The 16177-nt window shown below is 60.7% G+C and carries 21 protein-coding genes and 1 pseudogene; 10 read left to right on the top strand and 12 right to left on the bottom strand.

The features are described from left to right. Positions 1 to 38 precede the first annotated feature (38 nt). From NCT03_RS23450 to NCT03_RS33870, 3 genes are read right to left on the bottom strand one after another with little or no spacing between them, the layout of a single operon-like run. The gene (locus NCT03_RS23450) at positions 39 to 1382 is read right to left on the bottom strand and encodes a sensor histidine kinase (RefSeq protein WP_250468396.1); all 1344 of its coding nucleotides are present in this window, start codon (positions 1380 to 1382) and stop codon (positions 39 to 41) included. Next, on the bottom strand, positions 1379 to 2119 hold the full coding sequence (locus NCT03_RS23445; protein WP_250468395.1) for a response regulator: 741 nt from the start codon (positions 2117 to 2119) through the stop codon (positions 1379 to 1381). The genes NCT03_RS23450 and NCT03_RS23445 overlap by 4 nt, the downstream gene beginning before the upstream one ends. 7 nt (positions 2120 to 2126) lie before the next feature. Then, the gene (locus NCT03_RS33870) at positions 2127 to 2249 is read right to left on the bottom strand and encodes a hypothetical protein (protein ID WP_284503437.1); all 123 of its coding nucleotides are present in this window, start codon (positions 2247 to 2249) and stop codon (positions 2127 to 2129) included. A 270-nt stretch (positions 2250 to 2519) separates the two neighbouring features. On the opposite strand from NCT03_RS33870, the gene NCT03_RS23440 reads away from it, so the two are divergent. Genes NCT03_RS23440 through NCT03_RS23430 form a run of 3 tightly spaced genes read left to right on the top strand, consistent with a single transcriptional unit; the run spans position 2520 to position 3473 of the window. Then, positions 2520 to 2708, top strand: a complete 189-nt coding sequence (locus NCT03_RS23440) for a DUF4148 domain-containing protein (RefSeq protein ID WP_250494098.1) — start codon at positions 2520 to 2522, stop codon at positions 2706 to 2708. A gap of 39 nt (positions 2709 to 2747) precedes the next feature. Continuing rightward, positions 2748 to 3020, top strand: a complete 273-nt coding sequence (locus NCT03_RS23435) for a hypothetical protein (protein ID WP_250468393.1) — start codon at positions 2748 to 2750, stop codon at positions 3018 to 3020. Positions 3021 to 3056: 36 nt separating this feature from the next. Beyond that, complete coding sequence (locus NCT03_RS23430; protein ID WP_250494097.1) at positions 3057 to 3473, top strand: organic hydroperoxide resistance protein; 417 nt, start codon at positions 3057 to 3059, stop codon at positions 3471 to 3473. A gap of 99 nt (positions 3474 to 3572) precedes the next feature. Here NCT03_RS23430 and NCT03_RS23425 read toward each other — a convergent pair whose 3' ends face one another. From NCT03_RS23425 to NCT03_RS23415, 3 genes are all read right to left on the bottom strand, one after another. After that, positions 3573 to 4196 (bottom strand): superoxide dismutase, encoded by a 624-nt coding sequence (locus NCT03_RS23425; RefSeq protein ID WP_250468391.1) that lies wholly within the window; start codon positions 4194 to 4196, stop codon positions 3573 to 3575. A gap of 30 nt (positions 4197 to 4226) precedes the next feature. After that, the gene (locus tag NCT03_RS23420; protein ID WP_250494096.1) at positions 4227 to 4718 is read right to left on the bottom strand and encodes a DUF2753 family protein; all 492 of its coding nucleotides are present in this window, start codon (positions 4716 to 4718) and stop codon (positions 4227 to 4229) included. Positions 4719 to 4973: 255 nt separating this feature from the next. Continuing rightward, a complete protein-coding gene (locus NCT03_RS23415; RefSeq protein WP_250494095.1) occupies positions 4974 to 5702 on the bottom strand; it encodes a haloacid dehalogenase type II in 729 nt (242 codons plus the stop codon). 93 nt (positions 5703 to 5795) lie between these two features. On the opposite strand from NCT03_RS23415, the pseudogene NCT03_RS23410 reads away from it, so the two are divergent. From NCT03_RS23410 to NCT03_RS23400, 3 genes and pseudogenes are all read left to right on the top strand, one after another. Continuing rightward, a pseudogene (locus NCT03_RS23410) lies at positions 5796 to 5981 on the top strand (helix-turn-helix domain-containing protein); the annotation flags it as partial. Between the two features lie 372 nt (positions 5982 to 6353). Continuing rightward, positions 6354 to 6986 carry a TetR/AcrR family transcriptional regulator gene (locus NCT03_RS23405; protein WP_404989408.1) on the top strand — a complete coding sequence of 211 codons (633 nt, stop codon included), beginning with the start codon at positions 6354 to 6356 and terminating at the stop codon, positions 6984 to 6986. Positions 6987 to 7174: 188 nt separating this feature from the next. After that, positions 7175 to 7582: a VOC family protein gene (locus NCT03_RS23400; RefSeq protein WP_250494094.1), complete on the top strand. Its 408-nt coding sequence runs from the start codon at positions 7175 to 7177 to the stop codon at positions 7580 to 7582. 91 nt (positions 7583 to 7673) lie between these two features. Here the strand turns inward: NCT03_RS23400 and NCT03_RS23395 are convergent, their stop codons facing one another. After that, positions 7674 to 8096: an RcnB family protein gene (locus tag NCT03_RS23395; RefSeq protein WP_244830188.1), complete on the bottom strand. Its 423-nt coding sequence runs from the start codon at positions 8094 to 8096 to the stop codon at positions 7674 to 7676. A gap of 276 nt (positions 8097 to 8372) precedes the next feature. On the opposite strand from NCT03_RS23395, the gene NCT03_RS23390 reads away from it, so the two are divergent. The 3 genes from NCT03_RS23390 (at position 8373) to NCT03_RS23380 (ending at position 11005) form a co-directional block, all read left to right on the top strand. Then, positions 8373 to 9887, top strand: coding sequence for a xylulokinase (locus NCT03_RS23390; RefSeq protein WP_250494093.1), 1515 nt, complete (start codon positions 8373 to 8375; stop codon positions 9885 to 9887). After that, complete coding sequence (locus tag NCT03_RS23385; protein ID WP_250494089.1) at positions 9884 to 10546, top strand: HAD family hydrolase; 663 nt, start codon at positions 9884 to 9886, stop codon at positions 10544 to 10546. Before NCT03_RS23390 ends, NCT03_RS23385 begins: the two co-directional genes overlap by 4 nt. A 201-nt stretch (positions 10547 to 10747) precedes the next feature. Further along, complete coding sequence (locus tag NCT03_RS23380; protein WP_250494088.1) at positions 10748 to 11005, top strand: hypothetical protein; 258 nt, start codon at positions 10748 to 10750, stop codon at positions 11003 to 11005. Between the two features lie 19 nt (positions 11006 to 11024). On the opposite strand, the gene NCT03_RS23375 is transcribed toward NCT03_RS23380, so the two are convergent. Both NCT03_RS23375 and NCT03_RS23370 read right to left on the bottom strand, forming a co-directional pair. Continuing rightward, positions 11025 to 12194: a zinc-dependent alcohol dehydrogenase gene (locus NCT03_RS23375; RefSeq protein ID WP_250468385.1), complete on the bottom strand. Its 1170-nt coding sequence runs from the start codon at positions 12192 to 12194 to the stop codon at positions 11025 to 11027. A gap of 42 nt (positions 12195 to 12236) precedes the next feature. Continuing rightward, positions 12237 to 12440: a CsbD family protein gene (locus tag NCT03_RS23370; RefSeq protein WP_244830193.1), complete on the bottom strand. Its 204-nt coding sequence runs from the start codon at positions 12438 to 12440 to the stop codon at positions 12237 to 12239. Positions 12441 to 12705: 265 nt separating this feature from the next. On the opposite strand from NCT03_RS23370, the gene NCT03_RS23365 reads away from it, so the two are divergent. Beyond that, positions 12706 to 12894: a hypothetical protein gene (locus NCT03_RS23365; protein WP_250468384.1), complete on the top strand. Its 189-nt coding sequence runs from the start codon at positions 12706 to 12708 to the stop codon at positions 12892 to 12894. A gap of 58 nt (positions 12895 to 12952) precedes the next feature. Here the strand turns inward: NCT03_RS23365 and NCT03_RS23360 are convergent, their stop codons facing one another. The 3 genes from NCT03_RS23360 to NCT03_RS23350 form a co-directional block, all read right to left on the bottom strand. Then, positions 12953 to 13780: an ABC transporter permease gene (locus NCT03_RS23360; protein ID WP_244830195.1), complete on the bottom strand. Its 828-nt coding sequence runs from the start codon at positions 13778 to 13780 to the stop codon at positions 12953 to 12955. A 19-nt stretch (positions 13781 to 13799) separates the two neighbouring features. Further along, a complete protein-coding gene (locus NCT03_RS23355; RefSeq protein ID WP_250468383.1) occupies positions 13800 to 15053 on the bottom strand; it encodes an ABC transporter permease in 1254 nt (417 codons plus the stop codon). Positions 15054 to 15130: 77 nt separating this feature from the next. Then, a complete protein-coding gene (locus NCT03_RS23350) occupies positions 15131 to 16177 on the bottom strand; it encodes an ABC transporter substrate-binding protein (RefSeq protein WP_244830197.1) in 1047 nt (348 codons plus the stop codon).

Here is a 16177-nt window from a genome sequence, read left to right as displayed (position 1 = left end):
GCAGCTTGTCGGCACGCGGAAGGCAAAGCCGCAGCCCACTAAGCCTTCACCACCAACCTAGCCTCCAACCCACCCCCCTCACGCTCATGCAGCGTGAGCGTCGCATCCATCGCAAGCGTCAATTGACGCGCAATCGCGAGCCCCAGGCCGGTCCCTCCGGTCTGCCGGTTACGCGATCCTTCCAGCCGCACGAACGGCTCGAACACCGCTTCCAGCGACTCGGCCGGAATACCCGGTCCGCGATCCAGCACCACGATCGAAGCGCCTCCGTCCGGCAGTCCGCCGATCTCGATCTCCGCTGCTCCGGCGAACTTGAGCGCGTTATCCACGAGATTGCCGACGATCCGTCGCAACGCCTGCGGCCGCGTCACCATCGTGCCGCCGATACTTCCCTTGAGCGACACGACCTTGCCCGCATCGAGATAATCGTTGAGAAGGCTCTCGAACAGCGCGTCCGAATCGACACGGAGCGGCGCCTCGGTCGTGCCGTGCAACGTCCGTGCATAAGTCACGCCTTCCTTCACGAGCGTTTCCATCTCCTGCAAATCCTGCTGTAACTTGGCACCGGCAGGATTTTCATCCATCGTGTCGACGCGCAATCGCATGCGCGTAATCGGCGTCTGCAAGTCATGCGTGATGGCCGCGAGTATCTGCATGCGCTGGGTCATGTACATCGAGACGCGGTCTTGCATCGCGTTGAATGCCTTGGCCGCGCGCGTTACTTCGTCCGGACCGTGCTCGGGCAGACGCGTGGCCTTGAGGTCCGGACCGAGTGTGTCTGCGGCTTCGGCCAATTGCTTGAGCGGGCGCGTCGCGATACGCACCGCGAGCCAGCAACATGCCGCGAGCAGCACGAGTTGTCCTGCAAGCACGAGCGGCAGCCACGCGGACAGCGGCGTGCCGACCATCGGATGCATGTCGATGGTGAGCGGGCTGCCATCGGTGAGACGCAAGTGAACCTGCATGCGTTCGGCATCGCCGGGAACGGCATTGACCGTCAGCGGATAACGCTTGCCGATGCCATCCGCTATCGACTTCGCAAAGCGCTCGGAGAGCGCGGCATCGAGCGGCGTGCCGCTTTCGCCCGGCCCGAGGATGAATTGATAGCTGCGGCGCGCCAGTCGCGGCAGCCACTCGGCGCGTTCGGCGGGCGGCAGATGATCGAGCAGCGCCACGGAACTCGTCACCTCGCGCTCGACGTAGCCGACCATCACGTTGGTCATCGACTGATCGCGCTCGGTCATCGTGATCCAGAACGACAGCGTCTGCGCAAGCGCGATACCCACGAACAGAATCACCGCGAGCCGCGCGAACAGCGTGCGCGGCCAGGGCAAAAACCGTGGCGGATGCGCGGTCGATGTCGTTGCACCGAGCGCGCTCATGACGATGCATCCAGCGGCGTGACCGCAGCGGAAAACACATAGCCTTCGCTGCGCAACGTCTTGATGTAGCGCGGCTCGCGCGCCTCGTCGCGCAGACGCTGACGCAAACGGCTCACCAGCAGATCGATGGAGCGGTCGAAGGCATCGGCCTGACGGCCTTGCGTCAGGTTGAGCAACTGATCGCGCGTAAGCACGCGTTGCGGATTGTCGAGGAACACGCGCAGCAGGCGATATTCCGCGCCCGACAGCGCCACCATGGTGCCTTCTGCATCGAGCAGATGGCGCGCGGTGGTGTCGAGCCGCCAGTCGCCGAAGCCCAGCATTTGCGCCGATTCGGTCACTTCCATTCCCGGCGGCAACATGCGTGTGCGACGCAGCACGGACCGGATGCGCGCGAGCAGTTCGCGCACGGCGAAGGGCTTGGGCAGGTAGTCGTCCGCGCCCATTTCGAGGCCGAGAATGCGGTCGGCTTCCTCGTTGCGCGCGGTGAGCATGAGCACGGGCACCGCGCGGAACTTGCTCGCGCGCAATTCGCGGCACAACACGAGGCCGTCCTCGCCGGGCAGCATCAGGTCGAGCACGATCAAATCCGGCGCGCCTTGTTCGAGCGCCGCGCGCATCTGGCGTCCGTTGGCGGCGAGCGAAACGCGCATGCCATTCTTTTCGAGGTAGGTCGCGAGCAACTCGCGGATACCGCGATCGTCATCGACGATCAGCACATGGTCGGTCGTTTCCATCGATAGCTCACGGCTTCTTGCGCTTGATCTGCATCCGGCCCGTGGCTATTGAGAGGCACTGCGCCGGATGGGCCAGTTCGGTTGCGATACCGCCGAATAAAAACGCTGCGACGGCGAAGAACTGCTTCATTTCAATCTCCCGCGTGATCGCTGTGTCTGCGTTATAGCGCAAAACGCGAGCGGTTTTGTATCGCAGTGTATCCGGACTTTCTCGCGACACATGCGGATTCACTCGCCGGTCTTGAACGGCGCTTCGTATCGCAATGTATCCGCGCTGACTTCGATACAAAACATTGCTCACGCAACACACAGCGGATACATCCGAACGTTTTAATGCTTCAACGACGGCGTTGGCGGATTTCAAGCGTCGCCTCTCACCCACCAGTTTAGGAGTAGCACCATGAAGATTCCTATCTTTGCTTTCGCTCTCGTTGCAAGCGCCATGACAGGCATTGCTCACGCGGAGGTCCACGCCACGTCGACGCAACCGCAGGTCGGCAAGACACGCGCGGAAGTGAAGCGCGAACTCGTGCAAGCGCAAAAGAACGGGCAGATCGCGGCGCTCGCGAATCTGTATCGCGGTAGCTGATCGGCACGCATTGTCTCAATCCATTTCGTGAGGTTCACCATGTTCAAGAAGCTCATCACCGCTGCAGTCGTCGTTGCTAGCGCCACTGCCGCGGGTTCCGTTTTCGCAAGCAGCGGATACGGTCTCGCGCCGCACGGTGACACGTCGGCCGGCGTGCGCGCATCGCAACGCGCTCAGCGTGTGCAGTCGATCAACGATAGCGGCATGCAGGGCTATGGCGGCATGCGTGATGTCCAGACGCAATCTGGCAGCGCATCGACGATCACGACTTTCCCGACGAGCGGCACGGGTTCGCTCTTCGCGCACCACTAACGCCTTGATCAACGCCTACCGAAGGAGATGAACACCATGACGCAACTCAACAAGCTTCTCTACACCGGCAAGACACACGTGACCGGAGGCCGCGATGGCGCGGCGTGCAGTTCCGACGACCGGCTGAATGTCAGGCTCACGCCGCCCGGCGCGCCTGGCGCGGGGACCAATCCCGAGCAATTGCTCGCAGCGGGATGGTCCGCATGCTTCATCGGCGCGATGGGCAAGGCGGCCGCGAAACTGCAAGTGAAGTTGCCGGCCAATACCGCCGTCGATGCAGAGATCGATCTGGGTATGAATGGCGATGCGTACTTGCTGCGCGCGCGCCTGAACGTGAGCTTGCCGGGCATCGAACGTGATGCGGCGCAGGCGATCGTCGAGGGCGCGCATCGAACCTGTCCGTATTCGAAGGCGACGCGCGGGAATATCGATGTGACCATTACGGTAGTTTGAAGCCGCAAAAACTAAGCGCAGCCATGCAAAGTGCACTGGCTGCGCTTCTTTCTGCTGGCCGTTCAAAGCGGGAAAGCTCCCGCTCGCGATACTCGAGACTTACTTCTTCGCTTCGGCAAAGCGCCGCGCGACTTCCTTCCAGTCGATCACATTGAAGAATGCGGCGATGTATTCGGGCCGGCGATTCTCATACTTCAGATAATAGGCGTGCTCCCATACATCGAGACCGAGAACCGGCGTATTGCCCGAGCCGATTCCCGACATCAACGGGTTGTCCTGATTGCCCGTGCTTTCGACCGCGAGCTTGCCCTGCGGTGTCACGCTTAGCCACGCCCAGCCGCTGCCAAAGCGCGTGAGTGCGGCCTTGGTAAAAGCTTCCTTGAAGGCATCGAAACCGCCGAGGTCGGTATCGATAGCTTGGGCCACTTCGCCTTCCGGCTTGCCGCCGCCTTGCGGAGACATGATGGTCCAGAAGAGGCTATGGTTCGCGTGGCCGCCGCCGTTATTGCGCACCGGGGTGCGGACCGCTTCGGGCAGTTTGTCGATCTGCGTGATCAGTTGCTCGACCGGCAAGTCCTTGTGCTCCGAACTCTCCAGCGCGGCATTCAGATTATTCACATAGGTCTGATGATGCTTCGTGTAATGCACTTCCATCGTGCGCGCGTCGATGTTCGGCTCGAGTGCATCGTAAGCGTAGGGCAGCGGAGGCAGGGAATAAGCCATTGCGAATCTCCTTTTTGACGATGAGAGGAATCAATGCCAGGCCGGGCCGCTGGCGGAAAGCGCCAGACTGGCGTTTTCGATGGTCCGGGCAATGAGGGAATGCGGCCCATGACGGGCGACGTGGCGGATCAGCGCCACGTGTGTTTCGCGGCTGTGACGCAAGGCGGCTTGCCGGATCGTGACCGGCCGCTCTGCGCTTACGGACAGCGCCAGAAGTGCTTCGTGCGCCTCGCAGCGCAACTGCGCGGCGGCGTCCTGATTGCCTTGTTCTGCGTAGTGATCGGCGAGGTTGTGATGCGAGACGACGAGCGCCGCGATACAGTCCTCGCCGCGTCCGGGCGGCGGTGCTTCGATGAGTCGACGCGCGCTCTCAAGTGCGTGCTCGAAGGTCGAGCGTGCTGCCGTGGTCTGTTGTTCCGCTGCGGCTTTGATCGCTTGCCGCATGAGTGCTTCCCACACGGGAAGACTCGGGCTGTCTTGTGCCGATATGTCCACGGCTTGGAATTCGATTCGTTCGTGCATGGCGTAGGCTCCAGTTCCTGCGCCCTTTGCGTCGACGAAAAGCCTGCGTACTCGGGACAAACAATGATAACCAGTATCGAGGGAGTCTGCACGCGGGGGCTAAACCTCGCGCAAAGCGAAAGCTTGCAAGATTGCCATGCGCGGATCATAGAGCAACTAACCGTCTTCCTCTTGACCATCCACGAATTGGCCCACCAGTAGCCTATTAGCGACTCCGCTTGCCAACATGAGTTCCAAATAAAGACAGTGGCACGGTCAAGCCGTATCACTCAACGTATCCCGATGCGCCTGCGCAAACTCCGCCATGCTATTGAACCGAAAGTCGATGCGAGGTTGCGCGCCTGGGTCCATCGTTGCGCCGAAGCCCGGCTGCCCGTGCCGTCGATGAATCCAGCATGACGTCAGCCCGATTTCGTTCGCGGGCTTGTGATCGTGAAACAGACTTTCCGCGACGTGAAGAATCTGCTCCTTGCGAATATCTCTGCTTGCAAGCTTCTCCAGCAAATACTCGAAGTTACGTTGTGATGGCTTGTAAGCGCCGACATCCTCGGCGGTGACGATGCCGTCGAATTCCACCTGCAACTTCGCGTTGCTGAACGCAAAGCTTTCGTTATCGACGTTTGAGAGAATCACGAGCTTGAAATGCTGCTTCAGATAACGAAGCGCTTCGGCCGAATCCGCGAACGCAGGCCAGTTGCGGATGGACCGACCATACGCGACGCATTCTTCCTGCGTGTAAGAGAGTTTCCATTCCTCGGCGAGCCGCTTGTAAACGATGGCCAGCACCTCCTGATAGCGCTTGCCCGGCGTGTAGTGCTGCTGCGAAGACTCGTGACGCGCATGCGCTTCGAGTACCTGATCGCGCGTGGGCGGCCGAACCGCGCGTTCGAGCAATGGCCGCAAGCCTTCGAAAATGCCGGTTTCCCAGTCGATCAAGGTTCCGTAGCAGTCGAAAGTGAGCGTATCGAAATCGGTGAGATTCACTGCGGCTCCTTTTTGGCGTTGGTAACGAACACCCGGTATCTTGCCGCAGATTAGAATATGAGCGAATCACTCATTTTAAAATGATAAGGCCGCATGATGGCGCAAGCTCGCAACGCTCCCCGGCAAGACCGCTCGATAAGGACTATCGATTCCATTGTGGATGCCGCCGCGCGCCTGCTCGGTGAACGCGGCCAGCTTCTGACGACGAATGCGGTCGCAGAAGCAGCGGGCGTGAGCATCGGTTCGCTGTATCGATACTTTCCAGACAAGGGCGCGTTGATCGAAGCCGTCCGCCAGCGTCATCGCGATGATCTGCTTCCCGTGCTGCAAGTCGGACGTGGGCAAGTCGCCGCGTTCGTCGACGGGATGATCGAGGTGCATCGCCGCAATCCTGCCGCGCAGCGTGTGCTGCTGGAAGACGGACGCTGCGAAGCCGAATGCAGACGAGCGTACGAAGCGCTCTTCGCGGCCTTGACGCGATGCTCCGCGGAGCACAGGCCCATTGGCGCTGAAGTGTTTGCGGGCGCGGTGGGCGGCGCGCTTGAGGAGGCGGCGCGCAACGAACGCTTGGCATCACCCGTGTTTCGATGGGAACTGATCGCGCTCGTCGAGGCTTACACGAGCAAGCCGCGCCCTGCAAAAGCAGTCACGATCGAGCGCGCACCGCAAACGTCGCGAGCAAACAAGCGTCAGCCGCGTGCCCATTTGCGCCTGCGTAAATCGCCGACGCAGCCGCGCTCGTCGGAGACTGTCGCCGCCATCGTGGAAGCCGCGGCTCAAGTGCTCGAAAGCGAAGGCTTCGAAGGCTTCAATACAAATGCAGTCGCCGCGCGTGCCGGCGTGAGCATCGGCTCGCTGTATCAGTACTTCCCGGGCAAGGACGCGCTGACCGTTGCGCTCATCCATCGTGAGACGCAACGCTTCTACGATGACGCAGCCATCGCGCTGGATAAGCGAAGCGGCAAGGCGGCGCTCGAATATCTCATCGGCGCGTCGGTGCGTCAGCAACTCGAGCGTCCGATGCTAGCGCGTCTGCTCGATATCGAGGAGAGCCGTCCGGCCTTGCGCGATGAGCTTGCCAAGGTGGACCTCGCGGGGCTGTTTGCTGCAATCGTAGCGAGAGCGGCTCCGAAGCATCCGCAACCGGAAATAGCGGCAGGCGACCTGTCGGCGATTATCCGAGGCATGACCGACGCGGCGGGCGAACGCGGGGAACGCGACCTCGAACGTCTGCAACGGCGCGTTCGCGCGGCGGTTTTCGGGTATCTCGCGCGCGAGAGCTGAACATGCGAATGTGAGCAAGCGCAAAGCAAGCACGGGCGTGCCAAGCCGCGACGAACCGCGCGATGCGGACTTCACGCCGCGCGCTTGGAGGCGCTCGATGCGAGTTGTCCAATGTGAGCTTTTACTTTTATTCTGACGTCGTCGAGCGAAACGGCATGGGCCTTCGCCATTAACAAATGAGAACGACGATGACAGAAACCATCAAGAGCATGAAGCTCAACCACCTGAGCTTTCCTTCACGCGATACTGCTGCAACCGCGAAATTCTTCGAACACTATCTGGGCTTCACCGTCTCAGGAAGCTGGGACAAGTCGTACATTTTGAAGCGTCCGGGCTTCGACGTGGTAATCGATCATGTCGAAAGCGATGACGTCACGTGGCCCCGGAATTTCCACGCGGGCTTCGAACTGCCGACTGTCGATGCGTTGCAGGAACTGCATGATCGCTTCAAGCAAGAGGGCGTTCAGATGGAAACGGCGGTCTTCAACAATGGCCGTGGCTCGCGCTTCTTTTGCCGCGCGCCGGGCGGTGTGATGTTCGAGTTGAATACGCGTTCGGACGCCGCGCCGGAGTTTCGCGGCACGTTCGACGAGTAAGCATCGAGCGTAGATTGCAAAAGCCGCATTGCCCTGTAAAAGGCAATGCGGCTTGTGTCGTTTCGCGAGACGCCTCGCGGCGTAGTGCGAGTTACTGCGAAAGCACGACTTGCGCGATGATCCCCGAAGCCACGGCGACGAGCAGATAGTCGCCACCGACGCCTACCCACTGATAGCCGCGCGGCGGCTGACGCAGGCCGTGTTCATGGTAGTTATCGACGACGTATTGATGGTCACGATAGTCTTGCGACAGATGCTGACCTTTCTGCCAGTCTGAATGGCGCGGGCCGTTGTCCGCATGCTCGGGCGGGCGCGGTGCGTCATGTCCGTAATTAGCAGGGCCGTGTCCTGGTTGGCCAGGACCGCCATGATTTTGCGGGCCGCCGTGATTTTGTCCCGGACCGCCGCCGTGGTTCTGATCCGGACCGCCGGGGCCTTGCTGCGCAAAGGAAGCGCCGGCGGCAAGACTCAAGGTCGCGCACAACAGCGCGGCAACGATTCGATTCTGCTTCATGTTGATTCTCCAATCGAGTGAGTGGTTCGCGTGCATCGCCTGATGCGTGCGCTGCGAATCGATGAGCGGACTTTACTCAAAGCCGAAAGGAAACGGGGTGAGCAGATGTAAGCGTCGCTTACGTATCATTACGGCGAGGGGGGAGCAGACACGCGAAGGATACAGATCGCGTTACGTACCGCCTGGCCGGGTACTTCGGCATCTGTCGGTACACTTGAAAGGCAGGCCGCGTGGACTGCATGACCAGCAATGAGGCTGTCCAACGGATGGAACGACATGCAGACCTATTATCTTGCCATCGATGTCGGGACGGGCAGCGTGCGAGCCGCACTCGTCGATGCGCGTGGCGTGGTGCGCAGCATCGCCGCACATGAGCACGAGCAAATCGTGCCGCGTTACGGCTGGTCTGAGCAACGCCCAGCGGACTGGTGGGAAGGCGCCGCGCGCTCGATACGCGAAGTGCTCGACGACGTTCCGGATGCAGCTTCCCATGTCGTCGCGATATGCGCATGCGGCCAGATGCACGGCACGGTGCTGATCGACGCCGATGGTCAACTCGCACGCGATACCGCGCCGCTCTGGAACGACAAGCGCACCTTCGCACAGGTCGCGGCGTTCCGCGCGCGCCACGCAAGCGCCTCGTATCTCGCGAAGACCGCGAACCCCGCGACGCCCGCGTGGCCCGGTTTCAAGCTGCAATGGATCAAGGAGCACGACCCGTCGGCTTATGAACGCGCGAGCACGGTGTTCATGCCGAAGGACTACGTGAACTTCAAACTCACGGGCGAACGTGCGTGCGACTGGAGCGATGCATCGACGAGCTTCATGATGGACCCGCGCACGCGCGAGTGGTCGCAAGACATGCTGACCTTGCTCGGACTCGATGCCGCGAAGCTCGCGCCGATTCGTGCGCCGCTCGACATACTCGGCGGCGTGACGCACGAAGCGGCCGCCGCAACCGGTTTGCGCTCGGGTACGCCGGTGCTGGTTGGCGGCGCGGATTATCCGGTGTCCGTGCTCGGCTCGGGCGTGTTCGAGCCGGGGCTGGCATCGGATATCACGGGCACATCTTCGATCATCACGATCATCGCCGACACACCGATGCTGCATCCCGAAGTGTCGAATCTGGCGACTTGCGAAGGGCTGTGGGGACGCTTCATGTTGCTCGATTCGGGCGGCGATGCCATGCGCTGGGCGCGTCGCGCGTTCCACGAAAACGCGTTGTCCTACGACGATGTCGCTGCCAAGGCCGCAAGCGCGCCGGTGGGTTCGGAAGGCTTGTTCTTTCTGCCGTATCTAACGGGCGAGCGTCTCGGCGAGCACGCCAATTCGCGTGCACAGTTCTTCGGCATTGCGGCGAGTCACGGGCTCGCCCATCTGCATCGCGCGGTGCTCGAAGGCGTTGCATTTGGCGTGCGTCGGCATATCGCGCTCATCAAGCCCGAAGGCGTGGGTATCGAGCGGCTCGTCGCGGCAAGCGGCGGCGCGAAGGCGTCGCTTTGGCTCGATATCAAGGCCAGCATGTACCGCATGCCCATTCTCGTGCCGGCGCAAGTGGAATGCGGCGTGATAGGCTGCGCCATTCTTGCTGCAACCGCGCATGGCCAGTTCGCACGTCTCGCCGACGCCGTGCGCGCCTTCGTGCAGTTCGAGCGCGAAGTGCAGCCCGACCCGCGTGCGAGCGATACCTATGACCGCATGATGCCGATTTTCGAGCGCCTTTATGTGCACTCGCAGCAGTTTTACGACGATCTCGACCGACTCTTTCCAGACAACCCAACCTCTACATGACGAATCAGACTTCTATCAAGGCTGTCCTTTGGGACATGGACGGCACGCTCGCCGAAAGCGAACCGCTTCATTTGAGCACGCTGGTTGCGGTGCTTGCGCATCACGGCATCGAAGCGGGCGACGAATTGCATCCGCTGATCTTCGGTAAGACAGGGCGCGAAGTGCACGCGCTGTGTAGCGAACGCTTTGGCATCGAGACGGACTTCGCGGACTGGTCCGCGTTTCGCGCACGGCATTATCTCGAAGGCGCGCCTCGGCTCGTGCCGCGTCCTGGCGCGCTCGAGGTGTATCGCGCGGTGAAGCGGGCGGGCATAACGCAAGGAATCGTGTCCAATTCGTCGCGCATGTTGCTTGAAGCGAACTTGCGAGCACTGGGCATCGAGGAACCGCAACTCGTGAGCGTCAGTGTGAACGACGTGCGCAACGGCAAGCCGAGCGCCGAGCCGTACGAACGCGCGGCGTGGCTCATGCGTCTTGAGCCGGAGGAAGTGGTCGTCGTGGAAGACAGTCCCACTGGGGCGCGCGCCGCGATCGCGGCGAACATGCGCGTGCTGGCCTGGCCTTTCGACGATGCTGGCGCCGCGCTTTTTTCAAACGATGCGCAAATCGTCCGCTCCGCCGAGGAGCTTGCCAAGGCGCTGGGCGTAAATCTGGCCTAAGCAAGAAGGTGCCGGTGTTTTCAGGTGCGCCGCTTGCTAAAGCGAGATGGCAATCGGTGCATGCCTTCGTTAAGCGAGCATGATTCTATGCAAAGCACGCGCTTAATGACGCGCTAAGATGAAGGGCTGCACATGGAACGTGCTTCGTTCGCATAAGGCGCCGCGCGCTGCGAACGGACGCTCGGAAATGAAGGAGACACCATGCTTACGCTCTATCATCGAGGTGTGGCGCTACAGCCTTCCGCGGGTCGAAGCGGCAAACTGTTCGTATCGCGCGTATCGATTCTGGAAGAAGACGGCGAGGAGACGGTACTGCGCGAGTTGGGCGCATTTCCCAGCCGCGACGCGGCGCTGCAGTTTGCACTGACATGCGGCACCGCTTTCGTCGATGGTGAACCACTGCCTGTTGCGCCACAATCCGTCGTGCGTGACGAGGAATCGAAAAACGCCGGTCTTTGAAGACCGGCGTTTTTTTGCTTCAGGGTGTGAGTACCACCTTGATGCAACCGTCCTCCTTGTCGCGGAAGGTCTTGTACATTTCCGGTCCTTCCGCAAGCGAGACGCGGTGCGTGATGACGAACGAGGGGTCGATCTGACCTTCCTGAATGCGGCTGAGCAGGTCGTCGGTCCAGCGGGCCACGTGCGTCTGACCCATGCGCCAGGTGAGGCCCTTGTTCATCGAGGCGCCAAAGGGAATCTTGTCGATCAGTCCGCCATAGACGCCCGGTACCGACAGAATGCCTGCGGGACGGCATACGTAGATCATCTCGCGCAACACGTGCGGCCGGTCCGACTCGAGCATGACCGCCTGCTTGGCGCGATCGTAAAGCGAGTCGAACGAGCCCGTGGCGTGCGACTCCATGCCAACAGCATCGATACACTTTTCCGGGCCTTTGCCTTGCGTGAGATCGGCGAGGCGCTCGACCACGCTCTCTTCCTTGAAGTTGATGGTGGTGGCGCCAGTGACGCGCGCCATTGCAAGGCGTTCAGGCACGCAGTCGATTACGACGACATGCTTTGCACCAAGCAGAAACGCGCTGCGAATCGCCATTTGTCCCACCGGTCCCGCGCCCCAGATCGCCACGGTGTCCGTTGGCTCGATATCGCAGTTGATCGCCGCTTGCCAGCCTGTCGGGAAGATGTCGCCGAGGAAAAGCACTTGTTCGTCTGAAAGGCCATCGGGAATCTTCACGTGCGTTTTATCGGCGAAAGGTATGCGTACGTACTCGGCCTGGCCGCCGGCATAGCCGCCCGTCAAATGCGTGTAGCCAAAGAGACCCGCCGTGGTGTGTCCGAAAACCTTGTCGGCCGTGCTCTTGTTGCGATTACTGCGCTCGCACACGGAGAAATTGCCGCGCTTGCATTGATCGCATTCGCCGCAAAAGATGGTGAACGGTACGACTATGCGGTCGCCGACCTTGAGCGCAGCGTTTTCGGCGCCGACTTCGACCACTTCGCCCATGAACTCGTGGCCCATGATGTCGCCGGATTCCATGCCCGGCATGAATCCATCGAACAGATGCAGGTCCGAGCCGCAGATGGCGCAACTCGACACCTTGATGATCGCGTCGCGCGGATGTTCGATCTGCGGGTCCGGTACCGTGTCGTACCGAATGTCCTTCTTGCCGTGCCAGGTAAGCGCTTTCATTGGAAGTATCCTTGTCCTTGAGAGTGAACTGTCGACGAAGCCTTACTTGTTAGTTGGCTCGCCGGGATCTTCGATGCCCTTTTCCATATTGTCCTTCTGGTCACCGTAGTCCTTTCGATTCGCACCGTTCGTTATCTCGACGTCACCCTTCAGCTTGCGATCTTCATTGCCGGTGAGTGTGCCGATGGCCGTGTCGGTCCAGCCCTTTATTTGTTCCTTGATGCCTTCTTTCTGATCCTTGTTCATTGCGTTCTCCGTGCCATGTATCGGAAGCCTAAGAGTCTCTGCGCCAATCGTTCGCGTCGATACAGTCCAGCAACGCGTGTGCCTTCGCGTGTGTATCCATTGCTCGAGCGCTCCGGACGACATGCGGCACCACGATTGCTGCTAGAAAGAAGTGCGCCTCATGGTTCAACATCGCGCATCGAATCCACGCCTGATCTGCGCGTCCGGATGTGATTCGTCTGTTTATCCATCCGATCACTTAAACGCAACTATCAGGAGCAACACAATGAATACGCCCGCCGAAACCCCCATGACCGATGATCCGAAAAGCGACGACGAAGTCGAATCCGGCACGGACGATGCGCTCACCACGGATGTATCGGAAACCGACGATGAAGGAACGACTGTCCGCGAAGCGGAAGTAGACCCGGACGATCTGACGGAGATCGAGCCGGAAGGAGACGATAAGTCTTGATGTAAAGCGTTGTGAGCGGCGCAGTCCGAATGGCCCGCGCCGCTTATTGTGTGTCTGATCAGCCGAGCGCCTGACTGGCCGCCGCCGCACGTCCGCGCAGCCAATTGATGCTCGCAAAAAGCAGCACGGCGAAGACGATCAGCATGGTCGCGACCGCAAGTATTGAAGGGTCGATCGAATCGCGGATGCCGCTCCACATCTGACGCGGCACGGTCTTCTGATCCGGCCCGCCGATGAATAGAATCACGATGACTTCATCGAATGAAGTGGCAAAGGCAAACACGCTGCCTGTGGCGACTGCAGGCATGATCAGCGGTAACGTCACACGCCTGAACGTGATCCATGGCGCCGCGCCAAGACCGGACGCCGCGCGCAGCAGGCTCTGATCGAACGACAGCAGCGAAGCCGTCACGGTGATGACCACGAAGGGCGTACCAAGCGCCGCATGCGCGAGCACGACGCCCGGATACGAGTTCACGAGACCGAGCGGCGCGAAGATTAGATAGAAGCCCGCAGCCACGACGACGATGGGTACGATCATCGGCGAAATGATGATGGGCATGATGAGCGAGCGCCACGGAAATTGCGCGCGGCTCAGGCCCAGCGCGGCCAGCGTGCCGAGACAGGTCGCGATCAACGTCGACGCCGCGCCAATGCCGATGCTGTTCAATAGCGAGCGCTGCCAGTCCGCGCTCGTCAACGCCTGCTCGTACCAGCGCATTGAAAAGCCCTGCATCGGATATGAAAAGTACGAACCCGAATTGAACGAGAGCGGAATGATCGCGAGTATGGGCGCGATTAGAAAGAACAGGACGATCGCCGTATGCACGCGCACCCAGCGATTCGCCACGCGTTCGGTCAGCACGGTATTGCGTTGATCTTGCATGTCGTCGAGTCCGTGTCGTTCAACCGAAACGCAGCCGGTCGATGCCGACTATGCGGTTGAAGAGGAAATAGAAGACCGCCGTGAAGATCACGAGGTACGCCGACAGCGCGCCCGCGAGTCCCCAGTTGAGCTGCGTGTTGGTCTGAATGGCGATGAGCTGGCTGATCATTTCATCGCCCGCGCCGCCGAGTAGCGCAGGCGTGATGTAGTAGCCGAGCGCTAGCACGAACACGAGGAAGCATCCCGCGCCCACGCCCGGCAGCGTCTGCGGCACATAGACCCGCATGAACGCAGTGAACGGATGCGCGCCCAGCGACTTCGCTGCACGCATATAAACGGGCGATACGCTTTTCATCACCGAGAAGATGGCGAGGATCATATAAGGCAGCAGCACGTGCGTCATGCCGATCAGCACGCCCGCGCGATTGAAGATGAGTGGCACGGGATGCGACGCAAGGCCCAGCCCCATGAGCAGGCTGTTTATGACGCCACCCGGTTGCAGCAGCACATACCAGGCGGTCGTGCGCACGAGAAGCGAGGTCCAGAACGGGACGATCACAAACAGCATGAGACGGTTGCTGCTCTTAGCGGGCAAATTGGCGAGCAACCACGCAACGGGGTAACCGAGCACGAGACACATGAGCGTGACGGTTGCGCTGATAGAGATGGTACGCACGAACGCCTCGCGAAACACCGATGAATCGGCCGGCATGGACGCGATGTTGCCTTGCGGTGTCACTTGCGCATCGACGGCAGCGAGCAGATAGTCGGGCGTGGGCGATGCAGCGGCGCGTTTGAGCAAGCGCCAGATTTCCGGGGAATTCCAGCGCTCGTCGGTTTCGATGAGCGCGGGTTTCCATGCGGGTGGAGCATCGGCGGGCAGGCTGCGTGCGGTACGCATCAACAGGCTGCGAAACTCCGCTTGCGCGAAGTTCAGACGGCGCGCCACGGTGCCGAGCTGACCGCTTTGCTGGGCTTCCTTGAGGCCGGCGGCCAGCAATGCGAAGGTGCGTTCGTCGGGCACGCCGTGGCCGTCCCAGGCATCGAGAGCGCGCGTGAGGGCGGGCATGCTGTCGGGGACTTCGCGATTCTGCACGCTGCGCGCGAGCAGTAGCGCAATCGGCGCGATAAAGGTGGACAACAGAAACACGATCAACGGCAACGCAAGCAACAGCGCTTGCAACGATGCACGGCGACGCGCCTTCTGATAAGACGCGTGGCCGTCGGCGCTTCTAGGAGAGCCCGATGGCGCGGCCTTTGCGGATACGGACATGTTGGTGGTCGCGGTCAAGTCGGGCTCTCTTCGGATCATGTTTCGCGTGAAGCGGACAGCGTCGATACCTTGCTGTCTTACTGCGTCAGCCACACCTGAAAGCGCTTATTGATCTGATCGGCATTGTCGGCCCAGAAATTCGCGTTGATCTGCACGGCGCGCTTGAAGTTGGCAGGCGAGGTCGGCAGGTCGGCAAGACGCTGCTTGTCCACCAGTTCTATAGCGTCCTTGCGCGGCGGCGCATAAGCGATGTACTTCGTAAGATCCGCATACGCCTTCGGCTGCGATGCCGAGATGATGAACTTGGCCGCCGTGTTCGCGTTCTTCGCGCCCGTCGGAATGCCCCACCATTCGAAGTCGTACACCTGCGCGTCCCACACGGCCTTGAAGGGCTTGTTGTCCTTCTTCGCTGCATCGTCGATACGGCCGTTATAGACCTGTGTCATCGCCACTGCGCCGTCGGCGAGCAATTGCGGCGCCTGCGCACCCGACTCCCACCACACGATGTTCTTCTTGATGGTGTCGAGTTTCTTGAATGCGCGATCCACGCCAGCTGGCGTGCCAAGCACCTTATAGACATCCTTGGGATCGACGCCGTCGGCGATCAACGCCCATTCCATCGTCACCTTTGGCGACTTGCGCAGGCCGCGCTTGCCGGGAAACTTCTGCAAGTCGAAGAAGTCGTTGACGCTGGTCGGCGCGGTCTTCAACTTGCTCGCATCGTAGGCGTAGACGGTGGACCACACCATGCTCGCCACTGCGCAATCGAGGATGGAGCCGGGAATGAAGTCGCTCGTCTTGCCGAGCGTCTTCTTGTCGAACTTCATGAGAAGACCTTCGTCGCAAGCGGTGATCGCGTCGTTGGTTTCGAGGTCGATCAGGTCCCACGTCGTGTTCTTCGCCTGTTCCATCGCGGAGAGCTTGGCCAAGCCGCCATCATACGATTCCGTCGAGAAGCCGACGCCCGTGGCTTGCGTAAAGGGCTCGAAATAAGCCTTCTTCGCAGCGGCTTCATAAGCGCCGCCAAACGTCACGACCGAAAGTGTCTCTGCAGCCTGAACGGTGATGCTGGAAAACGCGCATAACGCGAGTGCCGCGCATTGAGTTTTGATAAAAGTGCGCAT

The organism is Caballeronia sp. GAWG1-1, assembly GCF_023631465.1.
Lineage (GTDB): Bacteria > Pseudomonadota > Gammaproteobacteria > Burkholderiales > Burkholderiaceae > Caballeronia.
The sequence above is the reverse complement of the archived record's forward strand: the minus strand, read 5'-3'. Positions and strand labels throughout refer to the sequence as shown.

Coding starts and splice junctions, on each gene's coding strand:
- NCT03_RS23425 (WP_250468391.1), bottom strand. CDS start 4,196: ATGGCTTATTCCCTGCCTCCGCTGCCCTACGCTTACGATGCACTCGAG.
- NCT03_RS23395 (WP_244830188.1), bottom strand. CDS start 8,096: ATGAAGCAGAATCGAATCGTTGCCGCGCTGTTGTGCGCGACCTTGAGT.
- NCT03_RS23370 (WP_244830193.1), bottom strand. CDS start 12,440: ATGAACAAGGATCAGAAAGAAGGCATCAAGGAACAAATAAAGGGCTGG.
- NCT03_RS23375 (WP_250468385.1), bottom strand. CDS start 12,194: ATGAAAGCGCTTACCTGGCACGGCAAGAAGGACATTCGGTACGACACG.
- NCT03_RS23380 (WP_250494088.1), top strand. CDS start 10,748: ATGCTTACGCTCTATCATCGAGGTGTGGCGCTACAGCCTTCCGCGGGT.
- NCT03_RS23435 (WP_250468393.1), top strand. CDS start 2,748: ATGTTCAAGAAGCTCATCACCGCTGCAGTCGTCGTTGCTAGCGCCACT.
- NCT03_RS23360 (WP_244830195.1), bottom strand. CDS start 13,780: ATGCAAGATCAACGCAATACCGTGCTGACCGAACGCGTGGCGAATCGC.
- NCT03_RS23390 (WP_250494093.1), top strand. CDS start 8,373: ATGCAGACCTATTATCTTGCCATCGATGTCGGGACGGGCAGCGTGCGA.
- NCT03_RS23445 (WP_250468395.1), bottom strand. CDS start 2,119: ATGGAAACGACCGACCATGTGCTGATCGTCGATGACGATCGCGGTATC.
- NCT03_RS23450 (WP_250468396.1), bottom strand. CDS start 1,382: ATGAGCGCGCTCGGTGCAACGACATCGACCGCGCATCCGCCACGGTTT.
- NCT03_RS23430 (WP_250494097.1), top strand. CDS start 3,057: ATGACGCAACTCAACAAGCTTCTCTACACCGGCAAGACACACGTGACC.
- NCT03_RS23365 (WP_250468384.1), top strand. CDS start 12,706: ATGAATACGCCCGCCGAAACCCCCATGACCGATGATCCGAAAAGCGAC.
- NCT03_RS33870 (WP_284503437.1), bottom strand. CDS start 2,249: ATGAAGCAGTTCTTCGCCGTCGCAGCGTTTTTATTCGGCGGTATCGCA.
- NCT03_RS23350 (WP_244830197.1), bottom strand. CDS start 16,177: ATGCGCACTTTTATCAAAACTCAATGCGCGGCACTCGCGTTATGCGCG.
- NCT03_RS23420 (WP_250494096.1), bottom strand. CDS start 4,718: ATGCACGAACGAATCGAATTCCAAGCCGTGGACATATCGGCACAAGAC.
- NCT03_RS23440 (WP_250494098.1), top strand. CDS start 2,520: ATGAAGATTCCTATCTTTGCTTTCGCTCTCGTTGCAAGCGCCATGACA.
- NCT03_RS23400 (WP_250494094.1), top strand. CDS start 7,175: ATGACAGAAACCATCAAGAGCATGAAGCTCAACCACCTGAGCTTTCCT.
- NCT03_RS23355 (WP_250468383.1), bottom strand. CDS start 15,053: ATGTCCGTATCCGCAAAGGCCGCGCCATCGGGCTCTCCTAGAAGCGCC.
- NCT03_RS23385 (WP_250494089.1), top strand. CDS start 9,884: ATGACGAATCAGACTTCTATCAAGGCTGTCCTTTGGGACATGGACGGC.